The following is a 21,145-nucleotide window of genomic DNA, read 5'->3' on the forward strand; positions in this document are numbered from 1 at the left end:
GAATAAAAGGCTGCGCCTGACGCCGAGCAGCCAATAAAAAGGGAGCCTTAGGCTCCCTCTCTTTATTAGGCGCGGGCGCGCTGCAATGTCAGCAACCACTTACCGTAGATGAAGATCCCCACGGCCGAGATGGTGCCTATGGCGGCGATGATATACCAGGCCATGCCTATGTTGTGGCTGTTGTAGAGCAGGGTCGTCAATGACTGCGCCGACTCACCTGTGTAGCTCACCAGGGTAGTAAAGGCTTCACCCTGAGGAATGGCGGCGATATCGCTGGCGCTCATGCCGCGATCGAGCAGCAGTTCGCGAGAGAAGATCTCTTTCGAGGCGTACATCTCATACAGCTTTGGACCGAAGTAGCCTTCGAGTCCCCAGCCTATCCCTTGTGGCAGCATCACGAAGCCCAGGTACATGGCCTTCTTGCCCTTAGGGGCGATGTTACCCATAAACTCGTTCTTCTTGGGGCTGATCATCATCTCGCCGAAGGAGAACATGGCAATCGCCAGCACTATCATCCAGGCGGCGTTGGTGGCGCCGATAAGCACGAAGGCGATGATACTCAGCAGACAGCCCGCCAGCATGGCGGTGGTGATGCGGTATTTGGCGGTGAGCGCGGCAACCAGGAAGCAGCTGGTCATGATCATGCCGGCGTTGAGGTTTAGCATCCCCTCTGGCATCACCTTAGTGCCCGAGTTATCCAGGCCGAGCCAGAACTGCAAGATGCCGTTTGAGGTGCCCTCACTGCCAAACAGGCTGGTGACGATCACGCTGGTATCGACCCACTCGGCGATATGAATCGGCAAGACATCGAACAGAGAGTTAAACAGGAACCAGAAACCGGCAAACACCAACATGTAGTAGATCACCACAGGCTTCTTCAGCTCGTGCAGGGCATCTTTCCATAGAGCCTCTTGGGTGATCTCACCGCTCTTGATCTTGCGGTTGCGCTCGATGCGCTCCTCCTTTCCCGGTTCCTTATAGGCGAGCAGGAAGAGGAAGTTGAGCGAGATGATGGCGGCGCAGGCGTAGAAGACGTTGTCCCAGGAGAGCTGACGCATATGCACGGCCACAAGAGGACCGAGGAAGCCGCCTATGTTGACCACCTGATAGAAGATCCCCCAGGCCATAGAGGTGTTTTGCCGGCCGGTAGAGAGCACCAAGGTGCCCTGAATGCCTGGCTTGAAGATACCTGTGCCGCCTGCCAGCAGTATGGCGCCGAAGAGGAAGCCCCAGAAGTTAGGGAAGAAGGCCATCACCAGGTAGCCGGAGATCTTGATCAGTGTCGAGGCGAAGATGGTTTCTTTGTAACCGACACGGTCTGAGATGCCGCCGGTAAACACAGGAATAAAGGTCTGCATCAGGGCCCACACCGAGATGATGACACCATAGTCGTGTAGGCTGATCCCCAGGCCGCCCTGGGAGACGGGCGCCTTGGCGTAGAGGCCGGCACTGGCTTTCACGCCATAGTAGGCGATACGTTCGACCAGCTCCATGCCGCCGACGATCCAGAAAATATAACTTAGGCTAGCAATGGAGGCCCACATTCCCAGCTGCTTAACTTCACGCAGATCATTATCTGCGTAAGCATCATTGGCGTCGCTCATACCCTTCCTTAATTTATCTTTTTTGTTGTGCTGCTTGGCTGCAACATCTCGTGTTGGTTTGTGACAAGCACTCGCTATTGGGGTGATAGCTCGTCATTTGACAGCACACTTTACCTAAAAATGACCTTAAAGACCAAAATCATTCACAGTGGGTCAAACTGGTGTGATCAGCAGGTAAAAAAAAGGCGAGCGCTCCGGCTCGCCAAAAAGGGTGTGACAACTATGGATTTAGTTCAGGGTTAGGCTTCTATGGTGTTGTTTTTATAGTTTGCTTCTGTGGTTATGTTTCGTTTAACAAGGCTAGAGTGGCCAGGCCTGCTCGCCATCGACGGCAACCCCTTGCAGATCCAGGCCATAACAGTAATCCCCTGGGGTGTAGACATAGATGCTCTTTGGCACCGCAGGGTAGGCGAAGCTGGCGACCTGGGCCTTGGCGGCATCTGAGGTGGCCAGTCCCCACATCTGATAGAAGTCGCGATAGTCGAGCCCGGTAGAGAAGCTCATGGCGATCATCAGAAAGTCGTTGTTGCTTAGCGCTTTGGCCGATGCAAGGTCGAAACTGCCAAAGCCCAGTTGGTCGCGCTTGGCCAGCCAGCTGGCCTCGTCGGCCTGGGCGCGCTCGAACGCCCGCAGTAATATGTGCAGCCTGGCCAGCAGATGCCAGCCGTTTTGCAGCGCGCCCTGTTTCTGGGCGGCAATCATGGTCTGTAGCATGGTGGCCATGCCGCTCGACCAGCTGGTGAGCTTAGCCGCCTGCACATAGGCGAAGGGATCGGCCTGGCGTTGACTGGCCTGCAGTACATCGAACTCATCCTGAATCGACAGGCCCTGGCACTCGGGCAGCTTGCCGGTTTCCAGATAGGCGCGGGACTTAGTGTAATAGGAGTAAGGGTTGGTGGAGGCGTGGCCCTCGTGACCGTCGAATCTCAGGCGTCCCCGCTCCAGGCCATGGCCCAGCTCGTGGATGTCACCATGGCCGGTTGGGCTGAATGACCAAGAGGCATCGTAGGGGTTGCCCGAACAGCCCGACCCACAGGTGGGTTGGTCGGCGTTCATATGTTTGACCATGTCGAGTTGATCTAGCTGCCAGCCCTTACTGGCGGCAAAGTTGGTTATCTCATCGACGCTGTCGATCCCCGGCCCCTTAAAGCCTGCCAGCAGGTGCGGGTAGTTGTGTACAAAGGTGCCGATGGCCTCACTCATCTTCTGCGGCGTGTCCCATCTGGGCTCATGGCTCATGGTCTCTTGCATCTTATTGAGCCGCGAGTGGACTTCGAAGTGCTCGGTTGCCAGCTCGGCCCAGTCGTAGTCGCCCTTGGCGAGTCCCTGGATGAAGGCCTGATCGTCCTTGTCACTGCGCCAGAAGGGGTGCAGGCCCACATGGCTAAAGGTAAATTCTACCGGCAGGTCGTTGGCGTTAAATCTTATCTGCACCGGGCCGCCATAGGGGGAGGTAAGGGTGATAGTTTCCCCCGGTTTTATCGCTATGGCTGGCGATTGTAGATACTTGGGGCGGTTATAGCCCTTGCTGGCATATTCCTGGGTAGAGCCAGAACGCTGGGTATTGATGAACAGCTTGGTCTCTACCTGGCTGTTGTCGGTGCGTTTCACGCTAAAGGTCTGTCCCGGCAGGGCGTAGACGCCTGCGGCGCGAAACGGCGCCTTGCTGCTCAGCGCGACTGTCTTATCCACCGGTGTCACATGGGAAAAATCGGTGCGGCTGAAGTTACCCAGATCCGCAGGCACAGGATTAATGCGGCGGCTGTTGTAGACGCTGCTGTCGGCAAAGAGTGCCTTAAGGTAGCTCATCGGCGCCGTGGTGCTGACATCCATGGGGTAGTCAATCTCGCTGCGGTAACGATCGCCAAGCAAGATCAGGTACTTGTATAGCTGATACTCTGGGCTGTCGAAGATGGCCGTCTTCTCTGTGTCCAGGCGATTGATGCTGCTGCGAATATGACTGAGCGCGCTGCGGTACTCTTCGCTAAATTGGCTGTCGCAGGTGTCCGCGCAGTTGGCTAGGTTAAAGCTAGGGTTTTCGCTCTGCAGCAGTTCGAGCCAGAGGGCTTCCTGGCTCAGCGCTGGATTAGCCGCCTGCATGGCGAGATAGTCGCTCCAGTCGGCCTTGTCTGGGCTGAAGTAGTTGCCGGGGCCGCCAGGGCCCTGCATGGCAAAGCCCATGGCCCCCAGCACGGTTTGAGTGAGCGGCACGCTGTTCCAGGCGTGCATGTGCAGATAGAGCAGTGGGATCTTGGCCTGCTGTAGCGCATCGAGTCTTGCCGCCACCTCGGCTTCATCGAACGCCTCGAGGGAGCCTGTGATCACCAGCTCGGCCTCACCCAGGCAGCTTGACAGCTCGCTGGCGACATCGCAGCGGCTCACCTGCCAGTTGGGGTAGTGACTGGTGAGCCAGTTTGTCACCCGGCTCTTGCTCCAGTCGCTGATGAGGAACAGACGCACCTGCTTGGTCGCCGCCAGGTTCGCTTGCGCTTCACCCGTCAACCAGGAAAGCAGACGCATCATGCTAGGCTCGAAGCCTAGATTGTTGCCGCCCTGCATGCTAGAGATGATGTCTGTGCCGAAGGCGGCGTTGCGCTGACCACCTAGGTCGCTCGCCGCGGCAAACAGGCGTCCCTGATTGCCCCGCACCAGCTCGAAACTCTGGTTGAGGGGGAAGCCCTTGCTGGCTAGCGGCATCTGGATCATCTGCGAGTGTTGACCCGAATCGTAGCTGACTCTGTCCGCCTGATAGATGGTGTTTAAGAAGCTTTTCTGGGCGCCGCGATAGTCTTGAATGAGCTTGAGGCCGCGGGCGATCACCTTAGGCTCCAGCCCCTCAATGAGACTGGCATCGCCGCTCTGGCTGGCGGCGCTTATCTTGTCCTTGAGCTTGAGGGTGAGGCTGTCCTCACTGCTTAGGCCGGCAGCGTCCGTGACCTTGAGCGAGAGGACAATATCTTCATCCTGCAGCAGCTCACTGGCATCCAGGGTGAGGGTGTCGCTGCTTAGGCCGCTGAGTTTGACGCTCGGCCCACTGGTCTGCTGCCACTGGTAGCTGGCCGTGCCTGGATTAAACAGGGTAACGCTTGCCGTGAGGGAGAGGGTTTCATGATTCCAGGTTTGTTGATCCGGGCCGAGCTCGACACTCGGGGCCTGGGCCAAGGGGGGCGTGACTGCGCCGCCGTTACCCGCATCCGTGTTGCTATCCTCTGAACCGCCGCAGGCCGTCAGCCCTAGGGCGATCGCGGCGGGGAGTATCCATGGTTTCATTGTTACACCTCATTTTCAATTTGCGACATTCTGATAGCAAACGTCGCCGAAATCAAATGGCAATGAAAAATTATTTAATAAAAACAATGGTTAAGTCGATATTTTGACGTCTGCGCTTTTTTGACGCCAAGGCGATAAAAGCGCAAGCGAGGCGAATGTTATATCAAGCGAGCACTTGTGGCCGAACCCATTTCCCACCAACGTTTTCCATCTATCTCGCTCGGATTATAGCAGGGCGAAAATCAGGCGTTAGCGAGCAGATTGGCCAAAAAGATGGGGCAAATGTGATCTACCACTAATTAGGTAAAGGTATCTGCTGGCACTCTGCGGCAATAAGGGTTATTAGTTTAAGTATTATTAAGTTAACTATCTTTGCCTGATTCATCCGGCGTAAGTCTGGGGTTCAATTTTGGGTGGCCTAAATCAGGCCTGTGATTTTAGGTGCCATGGCTTTAGCAGTCGTGATGCCGCCTGGCCTAGGTGCAATGAATTGGCAATAAAAGGAAGCGATTATGTCTGAACACAAACGCCAGGAGGCACATGAGATGACGGCAGCGTCCACCCAGGGAGCAGGCTTGATGGAGCGGATCAAGTCGGTAAGATTTCAATTAAAACTCAATATCTTTTTAATCATCTTCGCCTTCATCTTCCTCGGCTATAAGGGGATCACCGGCATGTTGGACGCGGGTGATGCCATAGGGGATCTCTACGGTCAGGGGATGCAGCACAGCATCCGGGCCGGTAAGGTGCTCAACGAGCTGGAGAAGGCCCGCAGCGGATTGCTGCTCGGCTTTCAACATGATCCTGCCAACGCCTTTGCCGACATGCACAACCACCCTCTGAGCTTCCATATCGATGCCAGCCGCGCCTCGATTAAGACGCTGCACGACATCATAGATAATCAGATCTTGGCGTCGGATCTCGAAGGTGATGAGCGCGCCGAGGTCAATCGCCTGGTGTCGCTTTTGGACAAGGTGACCCAGGAGGGCTTTAATCCCGCCATCCAGGCCTTGAGTCAGGGGGAATATAAACGGTCCAATCAGTTGCTGCTCGAGAAGATTAACCCCCTGTTTAAGGATATCACCGACCAGGCCCAGGCCTTCCTGGATATGCAGATCGCCGAGGCTAAGACTAGCTATCAGGCCTCACAGGAGACCGTCTCCCTCTACATTTGGCTGGTGGCCATCTTCTCTGGCGTCGCCATGCTTGCCATCAGCGTCAGCTCGGTATTTATCATTCGCCGGGTGAGCCTGTCTGTGGTGCAGCTGGAAGAGACGGCGGTGGATATCGCCGCCGGCGATCTCACCAAGCGTATTCGCCTCGGCGGTCACGATGAATTTGCCCATATCGCCGAGCATGTGAATCGCATCGCAAGCGATTTCCAGCAGGCGGTGACCAATACCCACGCCTCGACCTCACGCCTGGCCAGCGCGGCGGAAGAGAATGCCGTGGTATCGACTCAGACCCAGCGCAACGTGCTGGATCAACAGCAGCAGACTCAGCTGATCGCCACCGCCATCCATGAGTTTACCGCCACTGTGCGTGAGGTAGCCCAGAGCGCCGCCTCGGCCGCCACCGCCTCCCAGGATGCCAACGGCGCCGCCCACGGTGCCCAGGGCGTGGTGGATGAGAGTATCGCCGTGATTGAGGCGCTGGCCAAGGAGCTGAGTCGGGCCAGTGAGGCGATGACACTACTAGCCCAGCATTCGGATGAGATAGGCACTGTGGTGGACGTCATTCAAGCGATCTCCGAGCAGACCAACCTGCTGGCGCTCAACGCGGCCATCGAAGCGGCGCGGGCGGGCGAGCAGGGCAGGGGCTTTGCGGTGGTGGCCGACGAGGTGCGCTCATTGGCCAAACGTACCCAGGACTCCACCGAGGAGATCCAGAAGATGATCCAGCGCCTGCAGCAGGGGGCGCGGGACTCGATGCAGATGATGCAGAGCGGCACAGAGCAGGTGAAACTCAGCGTGGATAAATCGCTTATGGTGCGCGATGCCCTGCAGCAGATCTTAAACAGCATCGAAGAGATCAATGCCCTCAACGCCCAGATAGCCACAGCCTCGGAGGAGCAAAGTTCGGTCACCGAGGAGATCAACATCAATATCACCAATATCAGCGAGATCTCAGATCAGACCGCCGAGGGCGCCAGACAGAGCAGCGATGCCACCGAAGATCTGGCCAGACTGGCAGAATCTATGGAGGCGGATATCGCCCACTATAAGGTGTAGCTGAGGTAACTATTTGCCAGAGGTAGGTATTTGATGCGTTAAACGGCCCGGAAGAAAATCGCGGGCAAGAAAAAAGGCAGTCAACTGACTGCCTTTTTAGTATCTCGAACCGGGTTCGGGTTAGCCTTCTAGCTTAGCCTTCTAACTTAGCCAGCTCGGCTTTCTGCTCGCCTAGCTTGTCCATATCCCGTTGGAACTCGGCCAGTTTGGCGCGCTCCTTCTCGATAACCGCTTCCGGCGCCTTGGCCACGAAGCCCTGGTTATTGAGCTTGCCTTCGATACGCTTGGCTTCACCAACCAGTTTTTCAAGCTGCTTGTCGATACGCGCCATCTCGGCGGCCACATCGATAAGGCCTGCCATAGGGATCAGCAGCTCCATCTCGCCAACCAACTGAGTGGTCGACATAGGCGCTGTGTCACCGTCGGCCAGAATCGTCATAGATTCCAGCTTGGCCAGGGTGGCGAAGAAGGTCTGGTTAGCTTCGACGCGTGCCTTATCTTGCGCGCTTACGCTGCGTAGCAGGGCATTGAGCGGCTTGCTTGGGGCGATATTCAGCTCGGCGCGGATGTTACGCACGGCAACGATCACCTGTTTGACCCACTCGAGATCCGCCATGGCGGCTTCATCTACCTTGTCCGCCTGATATACAGGGAACTCGGCCAGCATCAGGGTGTCACCCTCGACGCCCGCCAGCGGCTTAACGCGCTGCCAGATGGTCTCTGTCAGGTATGGCATCATAGGATGCAGCAGACGTTGCATGGCTTCCAGTACCGTCACTAGGGTGTGACGGGTACCGCGCTGCTCGGCTTCTGTACCGTTTTGCAGGACAGGCTTGGTCAATTCCAGATACCAGTCACAGAACTGGTTCCAGGTGAACTCGTACAGTGTGTTGGCCGCCAGGTCGAAACGGTAGTTTTCCATGTGCTCGTCAAAGGCCTTAACCGTCTGGTTAAACAGGCCGACGATCCAGCGATCCGCCAGCGACAGCTGCATCTCGCCGCCAGCTTTTCCGTTTGGAGATTGCGGGCCACAGTCTTGCTCTTCTGTGTTCATCAACACATAGCGCGATGCGTTCCAGATCTTGTTACAGAAGCTGCGGTAACCGTCCAGACGCTTCATGTCCCAGTTGATGTCACGGCCGGTAGAGGCCATGGCTGCCAGGGTGAAACGCAGGGCGTCGGTGCCGTGGGCCTCGATGCCATCGCTAAACTCTTTACGGGTGCTCTTCTCGATCTTAGCGGCCAGCTGAGGCTGCATCATGTTGCCGGTGCGCTTCTCGACTAAGGCTTCGAGATCGATACCGTCGATCATATCCAGCGGATCCAGTACGTTACCCTTAGACTTGGACATCTTGTTGCCCTGCTCGTCACGGATAAGACCAGTCACATAAACTGTCTTGAACGGCACCTGTGGCTTGCCATCTTCGTCTTTGATGAAGTGCATGGTCATCATGATCATGCGCGCCACCCAGAAGAAGATGATGTCAAAACCTGTCACCAACACATCGGTCGGGTGGAAGGTCTTGAGCGCCTCGGTATCGTCTGGCCAGCCTAGGGTTGAGAAGGTCCACAGCGCAGAGCTGAACCAGGTATCCAGTACGTCTGGGTCTTGGCGTAGCACCACTGAATCATCCAGGTTATGCTTGGCGCGAACTTCGGCCTCGTCGCGGCCCACATATACCTTACCGGCTTCGTCGTACCATGCCGGGATACGGTGACCCCACCACAGCTGACGCGAGATACACCAGTCTTGAATGTCGCGCATCCAAGAGAAGTACATGTTCTCATACTGCTGCGGCACAAACTTGATGTCGCCATTCTCAACCGCTTCGATGGCGGTCTTGGCCATAGGGGCCACGGCCACATACCACTGGTCTGTCAGTAGCGGCTCGATCACCACGCCAGAGCGGTCGCCATAAGGCACCTTGAGGGCGTGCGGGTCAATCTTGCCCAGCAGGCCGAGTGACTCGAACTCGTCGACGATAGCGGTACGGGCCTTGAAACGGTCCATGCCGGCGAAGCGCTCTGGCAGGCTGCCATCTAGCTCGTCATTGGCGGTGCCATCTGAGTTGACGACTTCTGCCTGGCTACGGATGGCGGCATCTATGGTCAGAATGTTAAACATAGGCAGGTTGTGGCGCTTACCTACCTCATAGTCATTGAAGTCGTGGGCCGGGGTGATCTTCACACAGCCGGTACCGAACTCCATGTCCACATAGTCGTCGGCGACGATAGGGATACGACGGTTAACGATAGGCAGCAGGATGAACTTGCCGATCAGCGACTGGTAGCGCTCGTCGTCTGGGTGCACCGCAACCGCGCTGTCGCCCAGCATGGTTTCTGGACGCGTGGTAGCCACTTCAAGGTAGTCTTTACCGTCGGCTGTAAGCGCACCATCGGCCAGCGGGTAGCGGAAGTGCCACATGCTGCCCTGCTTCTCTTTGTTCTCGACTTCGAGATCTGAAATCGCTGTGTGTAGCTTAGGATCCCAGTTAACCAGGCGCTTACCACGGTAGATGAGGTCGTCGTTGTACAGGCGCACAAACACCTCTTGTACCGCGGCCGACATGCCTTCATCCATGGTGAAGCGTTCACGGTCCCAATCGACCGAGGCGCCCAGGCGGCGCAGCTGCTTGGTGATGGTGCCACCAGATTGGTTTTTCCAGTCCCAGATACGGTCGATAAAGGTCTCACGGCCCAGGTCGTGACGGCTCTTGCCCTCTTCGGCCTCAACCTTGCGCTCCACCAACATCTGGGTGGCGATACCCGCGTGGTCGGTACCTACCTGCCACAGGGTGTTCTTGCCCTTCATGCGTTGGTAACGGATCAGGGTATCCATGATGGTGTCTTGGAAGGCATGACCCATGTGCAGGCTACCGGTCACGTTTGGCGGCGGGATCATGATGCAGTAATTGCCGTTCGACTCATCGCCGTGGGGCTTAAAGTATCCTTTCTCTTCCCAGTTCTGGTACAGAGCCTGTTCGATTGACTGTGGGTTGTATGTCTTTTCCATAGGAGCGTGTGCTTCTCAAACTAATTAATTTGGTTGTTGGGTCGTCAGGGGGATCCCTAACTCGCGATACTGGCGATAACGATCGCGCGCGGTCGCTTTCATGGCAGCATCGTTGGCAACGAAGTCGATAATCTGGCCAAAGTTTACCGCAAATTGCGGCGCTTGGTCTGCAAGATTAATCAGAAGGTGACGATTTTTATTTGGGCCCAATTTATCGAAGCCTATCTCCACCGGCGCGCCACCCGTCGGCCCTTCGCCCTTGAGGTTATGGGGCACAAATGCGCTGGGTTCAAATTGCCATAAAATTTCGTCAACTTCATAGGCCTGCTGCTGGTCGTTGCAGTGGATATACACCAGCTGTTGACCACGATACGCCTGCTCGGCGAGTCGGCAGGCGAAAAGATAGACACTCTCTTGCTCCGCCTTGGCAACATGGGTTGCGGCAGAACTGGCTTGTGGCATCAAGTAAAACAAGGCGTTAGGCATTATTTGGCTCTATGTCGCTCGTGTCTGGCTAGGCGTTGACGAAAGAGAGGATTTTACACTAAAAGTGAGTTGTTAAACCAGAGGGGGAGGGGATTTGTCGAATAACAAATTGGGTAATATTTTGGATTTGCTGGCCAAGGCCTTTTGGAATTGAATTTTGCCTGCTGAAGACCAATGCTTCATTGTTTTGAATTGCTTGGCAGCAGGCCTTTCGTGCAAACATTCTTTTGGCACGCAGCAAGTCCATCCTTGGATGCTCTGCGAAATCATCCATGATTTCGAAGGCCAAAAGCATGTTTACACCGAGTTATCCATTTCTTCGATTTGACCTTGTGAGAAGGTCTAGCCGTAAAATCATTATGGGGATTGGTATTTGTCAGAATGTTTACGCTGACCCCTCTAATTTTGTTGCCTAAAATCAGCGAGACACGAGCAATAGCTAACCAAACGATCGCGATCCTCCTGTAGTGCCTTGTTAGTTCTTCAACCCTCGCAAATTTGCCTCTTGGCTCATAAGGCTTATATTTGCATTTGCTCGATGATACTCACACCAGCATTTCGCAAGCTGCTCGTCAGCGAGAATGCCTCTCTGATCCGAATCATTCGGCTTCGGGTTTAATAAAGGTATCGATTCAATATCAAGCTGATTCTCGGTCAGGAAGTTGTCAAGTAGTGATTCAAATGACGGAGTGGAATAAGCAACATGGCTATTTTGGTAGTCTAGCGGAGTGTCAAATACGGGACAGGACTTAACAATCGGCAACTGCTCTTCCTTGAAATTCATTACTATTTGTTTTACTGCTCTACGAAAAGCCATTGAAATAATAGTCTTTTTCGTCGCAGGTTGAATGCAGTGAACCCAGCTACAATCTACCTTGCTACCATCGACTCGATGAATATACAAGCACCGGTTTCGGTGGAAATCTAACTCTACTGTAATGTAATCAATTCCAGGTCCGACTTTTTCTTCATACTCAGAGTGAAGTGTGAACAATGATCGGAAAAAGTGTTCGTCACTAGCATTCAACTTCGAGCCGGGCATATATTGATTGATCCTACTCCTAGCTTCTTCAGTCGCACTTTTCTTCGTTTTGAACTGATATTCTCCGAATGCTATAGGTTTTGCCATTCTTTTCTCCTTGAAAACAAACGCCTTGCTCACCGGAAAATTAGGAGCGAAGCGAGTAATTTTTCCGAATGCAGCAACTTGTTAGCCATTTTTTGATCCGATGCCTTTTTGAAAGTCTTCAATAACTCGCTGTTCAAATACTCCATTAGCAAAACCGATTATTTCTTTATTCCGTAAATTATTTACTACAACATCAAGACCGTCATCCTTACTAAACAACCTGCCATTTAAAAGCTTTTCGGAAATTTCGGTAGGCAAACCATATTCTTCAAGTGCAGAAAAAGAACTCGGTTGAAATAAATGTTCAATGGTTGCCGCAAAAGGAATGTAGTTACACGGCCTTATCCCCCTAGATAGCAAGACATGATTAGTCAATTCATCCAATGCGATTAAATACTTTGGGTAATTAAAAGAAGCCCAACCACGTAAAAACGATAGAACATTTTCTACCGCATCATCCGGTGATGTGTTGCGCCCTATTTGGTTTGAAATCATTTCTCTTCTAAAACGAGGCACATTTCGTGAAGCATATAATTTCCATACCCAAAGCGTCATCATGCTTGCACTACGCATAGAACTTTGACGAGCAGAAGTGGCCCCACCGAGTTGTTCCCAAATGACATTAGAAGTCAATAATATGTCTTCGTACTGAGGCTTAGATGACCAAACAAATTTATCTAAATCACGAATACTTAGGTCAAACAAATATTTCGCCGTGTCTAATAGGTATTCGGGTTCGATACCAGAATTACGCATTAAAATATCACGAGGAAGATATTTCTGATTAACCAAGGTATCGACTTTTTCCGCAAGGGACGTTGGTATGTTTTCTGGGGAAAGATTAATCAGCAGGCTACTAGGCGTTGACTCACCGGGGTTGATAGCAGGCATATCAACAAAAGGTAGTTCCTCTTGAGGTGGTGCATCAAATACGAATACATTCCCAACAAAGTGTCTAAACATCCGGCCAGACCGGCCTCTAATATTATTAAAAGTAAAAAAATCAAGTGGCTTTCGATTAAGCTTGCTGTCATATATTATGACATTCTTGGCAGAAGTATTTACTCCTTCAATTAAGGTCGAAGTACAGAGCAGAACTTTTAGCTTTCCTTCTTCAAACGCTCTTATCATGAACCTTCCTAGGGAGCGGGGAAGTCTGCCATGATGTATTCCAATGCCGTGTTGGAGCGCAACAGACACTAACCATTCGTCATGATAATTTTCTGATGTCCACTTGGCTGCCTCAATCAACTCTTCATCTTTTGTTTTTTCAAGGTTTCTTAGACTAAGATAAGATTTAAGTAGCTTTCTTGTACTTGCTGGTGATTGACAGTAAACCATTGTTTGCCCGTCAATTTCATCAAGTAAATTTGCTAATGATTCTTCTTTGGTGGGTTTCTTTTTTAAAAAATGCAACTCAATGGCTACAGTTTGGAAATCTTCTACCATAAACCTACAATTAAGCCGTTCTTTAACCATTTCAGGGATAGCTTGAATTGAAGGCCCTAGTAAATAAAATTGCGCTCCAGTCCGAGATAGCCTAAGAAAGGCTTGATTTAATAAAGTAGAGCGCCCGCCATCATTCGATATGGAGAGCTTATAGAATTCGTCAATAGCAAAGAAGTCGATTTTAGGCATCTCACTTTCCATCGATAAAAAACGTTCTTGCGTAAAGACGAATATATTTTTCTCAGAGATACTTTGATTGCTGGATGTGATTATCGAGTAGTCGTCAATAAAACGAGACATTCGACGCCTCGTTTCTTCAACAAGTGCAAGTGTCGGAACAATTAAAACAACATTATTAAAGTTCTTAGCTGAAATAATAACGTCAATCAATAAACTCTTACCAAATGAAGTCGGAGCACTAAGGATTATCGATTCTCCGCCCAATAGTCGCCGTAAAACCTTGGCTTGTGAGCTGTGTAAAATATAGTCATTCATCGTTCCGTCGGCCCGATGGGCAGCATGCATAAGAGCGTTCCTTAAAGACAGGTCTTCAAGCGCAGTAACATATGGATAGAGACCAACCTGCATTGCCAAATCATCAATAATCTCCTGATATTCAAGGTCAATATTTTCTTTCTCTTCCAATATACGGATTACCAGCTCACGGCCAATGTCGACATTAGACGAACAAACTTTTGATATGTCGGCCAACAATTGAAACGGGGTTTCTAGCCAATCATTGGATTTAATACTTTTCCTTATTTGATTAATGTCTCTCATATTTGAAGAGCCTTTAGACGAGTATCAAGAGCAGCTATAAGCTTCTTTTTCTCTTTTAATGGGATCAGAATAACATGAGCAGTGAGAGGGAATCTTTGAGAAAATTTTCTCTCATATTCAGAGTCCAATTTTATCCTCAAGTTAGAATAAGCATTTTTAAGTTCATCTTTAATTTTTTCTTTATACTCTTCATTACATAGGACACTGTTATCAACGACATCGCTGTCGTAAGTTAGTAAAATTGGTATGCATGCTCGCGTAAATACTTCATCCAAAGACGTATTTTCATGCAACAAACTATTTAATTTTTCCGCCTCAGGCCAATTTGGATCGATTTTGTTTTTTATTAGAATAAATTCTGACCTTAAATAATCAGTTTCTAAATGATCGATTATTTCTTTAGATACATCATAAATTGCCTTGGTGAGATTCTCGTAAAACTTAGTTTCACCTATCCACAATTCAATATCATCGTCCTTTTTAATAATATGGACAGCATCAAATCCTTTTACAGTCTCATTCACTGCGCTTTTGTAATATATCTTACTGATGGCTGGAAGCGTTTCATAAACCTGACGAATTGCGATATGTAATAAGACTTCACCGAATTCACCTCTCAAGCCATATTTTTGAGTTTGATAGACAATTCTTGCTGCTTTCTTTGTCATCCTCAACGCGTTAGCGTGGCTTATTTCACTTAATTCAGAATAGTCCAGAGCAAATTCTGGTAACCACTCCATAACATGATCTGCCAATTGATCATTTCTCCATTGACCACGTTCAAAACCGGCACATAGAGCCATGTCATCGCCTGCGTCACGAATCTCATGAAATATTACATTTAAAAACGCATCTGGATGTTCCATAAATTTTTATTCTATCCATTATTGGCTAACAACTTATTAATGAGGCCTTGCAAGGTACGCTACCTTGTAAAGTAGGAGACCAAGCATGTACATCAATAGGGTCAGAGTAAACTTTTAAGGGAGGTGATTGGCGCATGATGGTTGGCTTTTTCATTCCCTGAATGGCGTTGTCGATGTTTGATTCGAGTTGGCCTAGCTCTGTCCTTGGTTGGTTACACATTAAGCTATTGGTCAGGTAGTAATCAACCTCTTCGGTTACATTTTTGTTCGTTTTTTTCTTAAAAATAATAACTTGTCTCAATGCCACCCAATGGAGCTAAATCGAAGAGACGTTAGATACCGAGTGTAGATGCATCTGCGGACGTCGATGGCAGGGCCGAAAATGTTCCCGACATTTTTCGGCATTCCCTCCATCCATGTAGGTCAGTACCGCCGTGCCAGAAGTATGTTTGGTTTATTCTATCGATAACTAATGAAGCCAAATCGAAGAGACGTTGGATACCGGGTGTAGATACGCCGGTGACCTTCCGAAACAGGGCCGAAAATGTTCCTGACATTTTTCGGCATTCCCTCCATCCGTGGAGGTCAGATGATTTCGCAGAGCCAACATGGATGTGCTGGCGGCGAGCCAAAATAGTGTTTGCATATACGTCGTTCCTTCACTTCCCTGTGATCACGACATTCGTACTTCCATGTACAGCACCCGCCGGGCAGGTGTTAGATTGCAATGAAGGTGCGACCTTCAAATCCCCCGCAAATACAAATGTAGCCGAATGTTTCTCACCAATGGGCACCTAATGAGGGCAAATCGAAGAGACGTTAGATACGGGTGTAAGCACACTTTTGGCTCTCGGCGTCAGGGCCGAAAATGTTCCCGACATTTTTCGGCATTCCCTCCATCCATGTAGGTCAGTACCGCCGTGCCAGAAGTATGTTTGGTTTATTCTATCGATAACTAATGAAGCCAAATCGAAGAGACGTTGGATACTCGGTGTAGATACGCCGGTGAGCTTCCGAAACAGGGATGTTTCGGCAGAGCCTAAAGGGACTTATTCACGGCGTCTCACAGGCGTATCTGCACAGCCCCCGCCGGGCAGGCGTTAGATTGCCATGAAGGTGCGATCTTCAAATCCACTTGGCCAATGACCATGACGCTTAGCGCTAATATTCAGTTTCTCAGACACTAATTACAATGTGTCTCCATATTTCCCCGTCGGGCAGGCGTTAGATTGCCATGAAGGTGCGACCTTCAAATTTCCCGCAAATACAAATGTGGCCAAATGCAGCCTCCCAATCGACAACAATGAAGCCAAATCGAAGAGACGTTGGATACCGGGTGTAGAATCGAACAGACGTTGGATACCGGGTGTAGAATCGAAGAGACGTTAGATATCGAGTGTAGATACGCCGGTGACCTTCAGTTTCAGGGATGAAACCGCAGAGCGGCCAGGGCCGAAAATGTTCCCGACATTTCTCGGCATTCCCTCCATCCTTGGAGGTCAGATGGCGCACAGCGTGTCACAGGCGTATCTGCACAACCCCCGCCGGGCAGGCGTTAGGTTACAGCAAAGGTACGACCTTCAAATCCACTAAACCAATGATAGCGACGCTCAGTGATACCAATCTAAATAGGGAATATTAAACCTTGAGGTGTTGTCACATATCCCCGCCGGGCAGGCGTTTGATATTCATCATCCAGTCAAAGCGAAGTCGTTTTTGGACGCAAGCCAATTAGGTTTTTGGCTCAACAGTGTTGATTCGATTTAAAACAAAACCGTCTTGCGTTCACAAAACTGTTAGAACGCAAGCCGGTCAGGCTAAATCCTTATTTAATGACTCTTTTTGCTACTTGCTTCCCTACTTGCTTCCCTACTTGGTTACGCCAAGGTGGTCATAGGTCACCTTGCCGTTCATGATGGTGAACAGGACCTTCGTTTTGTCGATTTCATGCGGCTCGATATCGAACAGATTTTGATCCAGTACGACCATGTCGGCCAACTTGCCAACTTCCAGAGAGCCTATCTTGTCGTTCAAACCTCTGCCCTTAGCCGCCCCCAGAGTCTGCGCGTAAATTGCCATCTCCAAAGGAACCCGTGCGTCTTCACCACCAAGCGGCGGAACATCGTCGCGTCCCGGCAACTGACGGGTGACTGCTGTGCGGATGGACAGAAGAGGGCGATATTCGGAAAGATATCCGGATGCAGGCCAGTCTGAACCTAGGGAGATGTTTCCACCTGCTTCCCTTATTTGCTTCATCGGAAACATCGCCTGGACACGCTCTGCGCCAAAGCGATCAGTAGTAATGCTCTGAAGCAGCGGATCCAGACTCATCCAGAAACCTGTGGTGTCGTAGGTCACGCTAAGCGGACCGAAGCGAGGAATGTCGTCTGGATGCACTAACACGGCATGGGAGACTGTGTGGTGGCGTTCCCTTGCCGGGTTGGCCTTAATTGCCCCTTCGACAGCGTCGAGCAGCTTGCGTACGGCAAGATCGCCAAAGCAATGACAGGTGATATTGAGCCCCTTGGCATCGGCCTCCTGTACGACCTTGTTGAGGATGTCGTAGGGGATGATAGGTTCGACCTTGATGTCCGGCTTGTCGGCGTAGGGGGCTGTTAGGAGCGCACTCCACTTTTCGTCGCCGCCGTCGAGGTTGATCTTGAGTGTGTCGACTTTAACCAGCTCTGAATTGTACTTCTGTTTTAGCTCCAGCAGCGGAGCTATCGGATCGCTCTTGGGATCGTTCCAGTAAAAGGAGCCTTGTAAACGAATAGGAAGCGCGCCTTCTTTTTCACGCTTTTGCAACCAGTCGAAGGCTTCCTCGTTGCTTAGGCCTTGCACGCCATAGTCAAAAACAGTGGTGATGCCAGCGGCCGAGAACCTTGGCAGCCAATCATTAACGCCTTCAAGAACCGTATCTGCATCGAATGTTCTGAGCTTGGACAGTACCTGCAACTGCGCGGGTACTTCGATGATGAAGCCCGTTGGATTACCATTCGAATCCCTATCGAAGGATGAATAACCGGGAACCGTGTCGGGTGTATTCTTGTCTACGCCAGCAATCTCGAGTGCCTTGGAATTCACAAAGGCACTGTGGCCGTCAACTGTCCAAAGATAGATAGGGCGTTTGGATTCTATCTTGTCGAACATAGCCTTTGTCGGCAAACCATCCGCGAACGTACTGAGGCGCACCCCATATCCCTCGATTACCTTGAGATCCGGATTGTCCTTCACGTACTGGCGGAGTTTTTCAAACACCTCATCCTTGTTGTCGGTTTGCAGGTCGACCCCCTGGGCGACAATCCCACCGGCAACTACGTGAAAATGCCCTTCGACGAAGCCGGGGACCACCATCTTACCCTCAAGGTCCACGACCTCGGTTGTGATACCGATATGATTCTTGAGGCCTGCCGCATCGCCGACATAGGTGATCTTGTTGTCCTCGACCACAATCGCCGAGGCCCAGGGCTGGTCTGGGTTCACCGTGTAGATCTTGCCATTTATCAACGCCCAGTCCGAATGTGGGTAGTTTCGGTTCGATATACCCGAATCGAATGCCTGTCCGTTTTCAGGTGCGGGGGATGTCTGGGCGACTGCGCCGCCGACGTATACCAGCACAGAAGTCATTAACAGAATAAGCGAGCGGATAGGATTCATAGTGCAATTCTCCATCTTGTCGTTATGCCAAGCGCCCAGGAATCAAGAATAAAGGCGCGATGCGGTCTATATATAATAGGTTATTTTTATTTTTTACGTTGGAAATCATCATTTAACTGTGGATACTCAATCTCTGTTTCATGCTAAATCTGCTTGCTAGGAGGCGGCAGAGCAGGACAAGCCCCTCTGCGTAAAAGATGGTTGGATCTGCATTTGTGTCTTCTCCGATTGCAACTTACTGACTGGCAACTAGCTCTTTCGTGGTATAAGTCGGTTAGTGTCTCATGTCCATATTCACACTAATGCCGTCACATCGAACCGACGTTAGATACCGAGTGTCGATGCATCTGCGGACGTCGATGGCCGGGCCGAAAATGTTCCCGACATTTTGGCATTCCCTGCATCCGTGGAGGTCAGATGATTTCGCAGAGCCTAAAGGGACTTATTCAAATAACATCCGTGTTTAAATGCCGGTTCGGCATCCATGCCTCTCGTTCGTGAGCACGAAGCTGCGCTTCACTCACCGTGTCACAGGCTTATCTTCACAATCCCCGCCGGGCAGGCGATAAGTCACAAATGAAGGTGCGACCTTCAAATCCCCCGCAAATACAAATGTGGCCAAATGCTGCCTCCTAATCGATAACAATCGACGCTAAATCGAAGAGACGTTAGATACTGAGTGCTTGCACATACGTCGTTCCTTCACTTCCCTGTGATCACGACATTCGCACTTCCATGTACAGCACCCGCCGGGCAGGCGATAGGTAACAATGAAGGTGTGACCTTCAAATCTCCTGTAAATACAAATTTGGCCAAATGTTTCTCACCAATGGACACCCCATGACGCTAAATCGAAGAGACGTTGGATACGGGGTGTAGATACGCCGGTGACCTTCGGTTTCAGGGATGAAACCGCAGAGCGGCCAGGGCCAAATATGTTCCCTACATATTCTGGCATTTCCTCCATCCTTGGAGGTCAGATGGCGCACAGCATGTCACAGGTGTATCTGCACAACCCCCGCCGGGAAGGCGTTAGGTTACAGCGAAGGTGCGACCGTCAAATCCACTTAGCAAACGGCCACCACGCTATGCGCTAATACCAATTTTTCACACATTAAATACAATGTACCTCCATCCCCGCCGGGCAGGCGATAGGTAAGAATGAAGGTATGACCTACAACACCCATGCCGAGTATCCAATCAGCCAGGTGCTAAATCCCCAACCTATGCCAAATCCCAAGCCTATGCCAACTGCTACCTGGCCAAAGCAGCGCCGAAGGTCATGATGCAATGACCTGGGTCGTAAACCTATGCAGCGTGATGGTGTCACGCCAATAATCCTGGGGCCAGCCGCCTTTCTGTTTGAGGGCGGCGACGAAGTCCTTGGGGGCTGGCAGGCTCTGCCATACCGAGGGGAGAAACAGGGCGCGGCGGTGGCCGTCATCCATGAGTAGGCCGTCGATGTTGGGACGCAGGCTGGAGCGCAAGGCGGTTTCCCCCTGGTTTTCCATAGGAGTCAGCGGCGAGAGGATAGAGATATCTAAGGTGAGCGACTCGCGCTCTTCACTTCGCAGCGGGCCGAAGCGGCGGTCCTTAAAGGCCGCGCCATAGGCGTTTTCACAGGCGCACAGCCACAGGGGCTCGCAGGCATCTACCCGGCCGATACAGCCCCTGAGTTCACCGCCCTGGTGCAGGGTGACGAAACAGGCGGCCGGGGTGAGCAGGGCCTCACTCTCGGGAGCATTCGGTAGCATCAATCCCCCCTGTGTTAACCCGGCATCTATCACCTGCCATACCAGATCCAGCAGGCAGGCCTTGTCGCTGGCGGTCAGTTCAATAGAGGGCGAAGCTGGCATAGCCGACCACCTCCTCATCATCCCTCGGGCGTCGGGCCTGGGCGCGCGCGGTCACGTCACCCGAGTTGGTGTGGGTAACGCACTTTATCTGCCAATTCATTAACTTGGCATAGGCCAGCAGGCCGTTGAGGGCATGACAGCCACAGGCCTGTTCCGGCGCCAGGTGTGGGTCGAGTGCCAGTATGTGGCTGCGGGTGTCTGTGTCTATCCGGTTGGCATCCAGATAGGGGTGGTAGTGGCTGAGATCGCTGCTGACCACGATCAGGGTATCGCTATCGGCGACTGCCTGGATCAGCTGGCACACCGCCTCTGGGCCGGCGCCGCCCACCACCACGGGCAGCAGGATGAAGTCGTCCAGGCAGAATTGCAGTAGCGGCAGTTCCACCTCCAGGGCGTGTTCTCTCTGATGGGCCATGTCGGAGGCGATAGCGAGTCGGCGGTTGAGCAGCAGCTCTATGCCTACTCTGTCGATGGGGATCTCTCCCAAGGGGGTGATGAAACTGTCGCTGCGGGGCAGGGCGCAGCCGTTGAGGCCCACATAGTGGCTGGGGCCTAACAGGACGACGCGCCGATAGCCGTCTGGGTGGTTGCGCAGCAGGTTTACCGCTTTGGCGGCCACCTCGCCGGAATAGAGATAACCGGCGTGGGGCAGAATGAGGGCCTTAGGGATAATGTGAACGCTGGGAGCCTGGCCGAAATAGTGGGTAAGTTGCTGTGTGAGTAGTCCTGGTTCGGCCGGATAGAATCGCCCGGCGACGGCGGCTTGTCGGTACTTCATCTCTCTCCCCTAGCAGGGCGTCAACT

At 51.9% G+C, this 21,145-nt stretch carries 12 protein-coding genes; 1 reads left to right on the forward strand and 11 read right to left on the reverse strand.

Translation table 11 applies throughout. The annotated features are described in order from the left end of the window. Nucleotides 1-65 precede the first annotated feature (65 nt). Together AYI87_RS07340 and AYI87_RS07345 are read right to left on the reverse strand one after the other, a co-directional pair. On the reverse strand, nt 66-1,604 hold the full coding sequence (locus AYI87_RS07340) for an MFS transporter (RefSeq protein ID WP_011864725.1): 1,539 nt from the start codon (nt 1,602-1,604) through the stop codon (nt 66-68). A gap of 300 nt (nt 1,605-1,904) precedes the next feature. Further along, complete coding sequence (locus AYI87_RS07345) at nt 1,905-4,874, reverse strand: ImpA family metalloprotease (protein ID WP_144200910.1); 2,970 nt, start codon at nt 4,872-4,874, stop codon at nt 1,905-1,907. Nucleotides 4,875-5,386: 512 nt separating this feature from the next. Between AYI87_RS07345 and AYI87_RS07350 the strand changes: the two genes are divergently transcribed. Beyond that, entirely contained in the window at nt 5,387-7,105 is a 1,719-nt protein-coding gene (locus tag AYI87_RS07350; RefSeq protein ID WP_144200912.1) for a methyl-accepting chemotaxis protein, read from the forward strand. A gap of 133 nt (nt 7,106-7,238) precedes the next feature. Here AYI87_RS07350 and AYI87_RS07355 read toward each other — a convergent pair whose 3' ends face one another. The 9 genes from AYI87_RS07355 to amrB form a co-directional block, all read right to left on the reverse strand. Next, entirely contained in the window at nt 7,239-10,118 is a 2,880-nt protein-coding gene (locus AYI87_RS07355) for a valine--tRNA ligase (RefSeq protein WP_144200914.1), read from the reverse strand. Nucleotides 10,119-10,142: 24 nt separating this feature from the next. Beyond that, a complete protein-coding gene (locus AYI87_RS07360) occupies nt 10,143-10,604 on the reverse strand; it encodes a DNA polymerase III subunit chi (protein WP_144200916.1) in 462 nt (153 codons plus the stop codon). Nucleotides 10,605-10,662: 58 nt separating this feature from the next. Beyond that, nucleotides 10,663-10,899: a hypothetical protein gene (locus tag AYI87_RS07365; protein ID WP_144200918.1), complete on the reverse strand. Its 237-nt coding sequence runs from the start codon at nt 10,897-10,899 to the stop codon at nt 10,663-10,665. Nucleotides 10,900-11,079: 180 nt separating this feature from the next. Continuing rightward, nucleotides 11,080-11,733 carry a DCL family protein gene (locus AYI87_RS07370; protein WP_144200920.1) on the reverse strand — a complete coding sequence of 218 codons (654 nt, stop codon included), beginning with the start codon at nt 11,731-11,733 and terminating at the stop codon, nt 11,080-11,082. An 81-nt stretch (nt 11,734-11,814) separates the two neighbouring features. Continuing rightward, on the reverse strand, nt 11,815-13,962 hold the full coding sequence (locus AYI87_RS07375; protein ID WP_144200922.1) for a DEAD/DEAH box helicase: 2,148 nt from the start codon (nt 13,960-13,962) through the stop codon (nt 11,815-11,817). After that, on the reverse strand, nt 13,959-14,828 hold the full coding sequence (locus AYI87_RS07380) for a DUF1837 domain-containing protein (RefSeq protein WP_144200924.1): 870 nt from the start codon (nt 14,826-14,828) through the stop codon (nt 13,959-13,961). The genes AYI87_RS07375 and AYI87_RS07380 overlap by 4 nt, the downstream gene beginning before the upstream one ends. A 1,869-nt stretch (nt 14,829-16,697) precedes the next feature. Next, the gene (locus AYI87_RS07385; RefSeq protein WP_186300580.1) at nt 16,698-18,485 is read right to left on the reverse strand and encodes an amidohydrolase; all 1,788 of its coding nucleotides are present in this window, start codon (nt 18,483-18,485) and stop codon (nt 16,698-16,700) included. Nucleotides 18,486-19,765: 1,280 nt separating this feature from the next. Beyond that, the gene (gene amrA, locus AYI87_RS07390) at nt 19,766-20,341 is read right to left on the reverse strand and encodes an AmmeMemoRadiSam system protein A (RefSeq protein ID WP_144200927.1); all 576 of its coding nucleotides are present in this window, start codon (nt 20,339-20,341) and stop codon (nt 19,766-19,768) included. Beyond that, nucleotides 20,319-21,119: an AmmeMemoRadiSam system protein B gene (amrB, locus tag AYI87_RS07395; protein ID WP_144200929.1), complete on the reverse strand. Its 801-nt coding sequence runs from the start codon at nt 21,117-21,119 to the stop codon at nt 20,319-20,321. The genes amrA and amrB overlap by 23 nt, the downstream gene beginning before the upstream one ends. Nucleotides 21,120-21,145 lie beyond the last annotated feature (26 nt).

The organism is Shewanella sp. KCT (assembly GCF_007636505.1).
Lineage (GTDB): Bacteria > Pseudomonadota > Gammaproteobacteria > Enterobacterales > Shewanellaceae > Shewanella > Shewanella halotolerans.

Bases quoted from the DNA above. Each gene is read 5' to 3' on its own strand.
- amrB (WP_144200929.1), bottom strand. From the start codon at position 21,119: ATGAAGTACCGACAAGCCGCCGTCGCCGGGCGATTCTATCCGGCCGAA.
- AYI87_RS07385 (WP_186300580.1), bottom strand. From the start codon at position 18,485: ATGAATCCTATCCGCTCGCTTATTCTGTTAATGACTTCTGTGCTGGTA.
- AYI87_RS07340 (WP_011864725.1), bottom strand. From the start codon at position 1,604: ATGAGCGACGCCAATGATGCTTACGCAGATAATGATCTGCGTGAAGTT.
- AYI87_RS07365 (WP_144200918.1), bottom strand. From the start codon at position 10,899: ATGCTTTTGGCCTTCGAAATCATGGATGATTTCGCAGAGCATCCAAGG.
- AYI87_RS07345 (WP_144200910.1), bottom strand. From the start codon at position 4,874: ATGAAACCATGGATACTCCCCGCCGCGATCGCCCTAGGGCTGACGGCC.
- AYI87_RS07360 (WP_144200916.1), bottom strand. From the start codon at position 10,604: ATGCCTAACGCCTTGTTTTACTTGATGCCACAAGCCAGTTCTGCCGCA.
- AYI87_RS07375 (WP_144200922.1), bottom strand. From the start codon at position 13,962: ATGAGAGACATTAATCAAATAAGGAAAAGTATTAAATCCAATGATTGG.
- amrA (WP_144200927.1), bottom strand. From the start codon at position 20,341: ATGCCAGCTTCGCCCTCTATTGAACTGACCGCCAGCGACAAGGCCTGC.
- AYI87_RS07350 (WP_144200912.1), top strand. From the start codon at position 5,387: ATGTCTGAACACAAACGCCAGGAGGCACATGAGATGACGGCAGCGTCC.
- AYI87_RS07380 (WP_144200924.1), bottom strand. From the start codon at position 14,828: ATGGAACATCCAGATGCGTTTTTAAATGTAATATTTCATGAGATTCGT.
- AYI87_RS07355 (WP_144200914.1), bottom strand. From the start codon at position 10,118: ATGGAAAAGACATACAACCCACAGTCAATCGAACAGGCTCTGTACCAG.
- AYI87_RS07370 (WP_144200920.1), bottom strand. From the start codon at position 11,733: ATGGCAAAACCTATAGCATTCGGAGAATATCAGTTCAAAACGAAGAAA.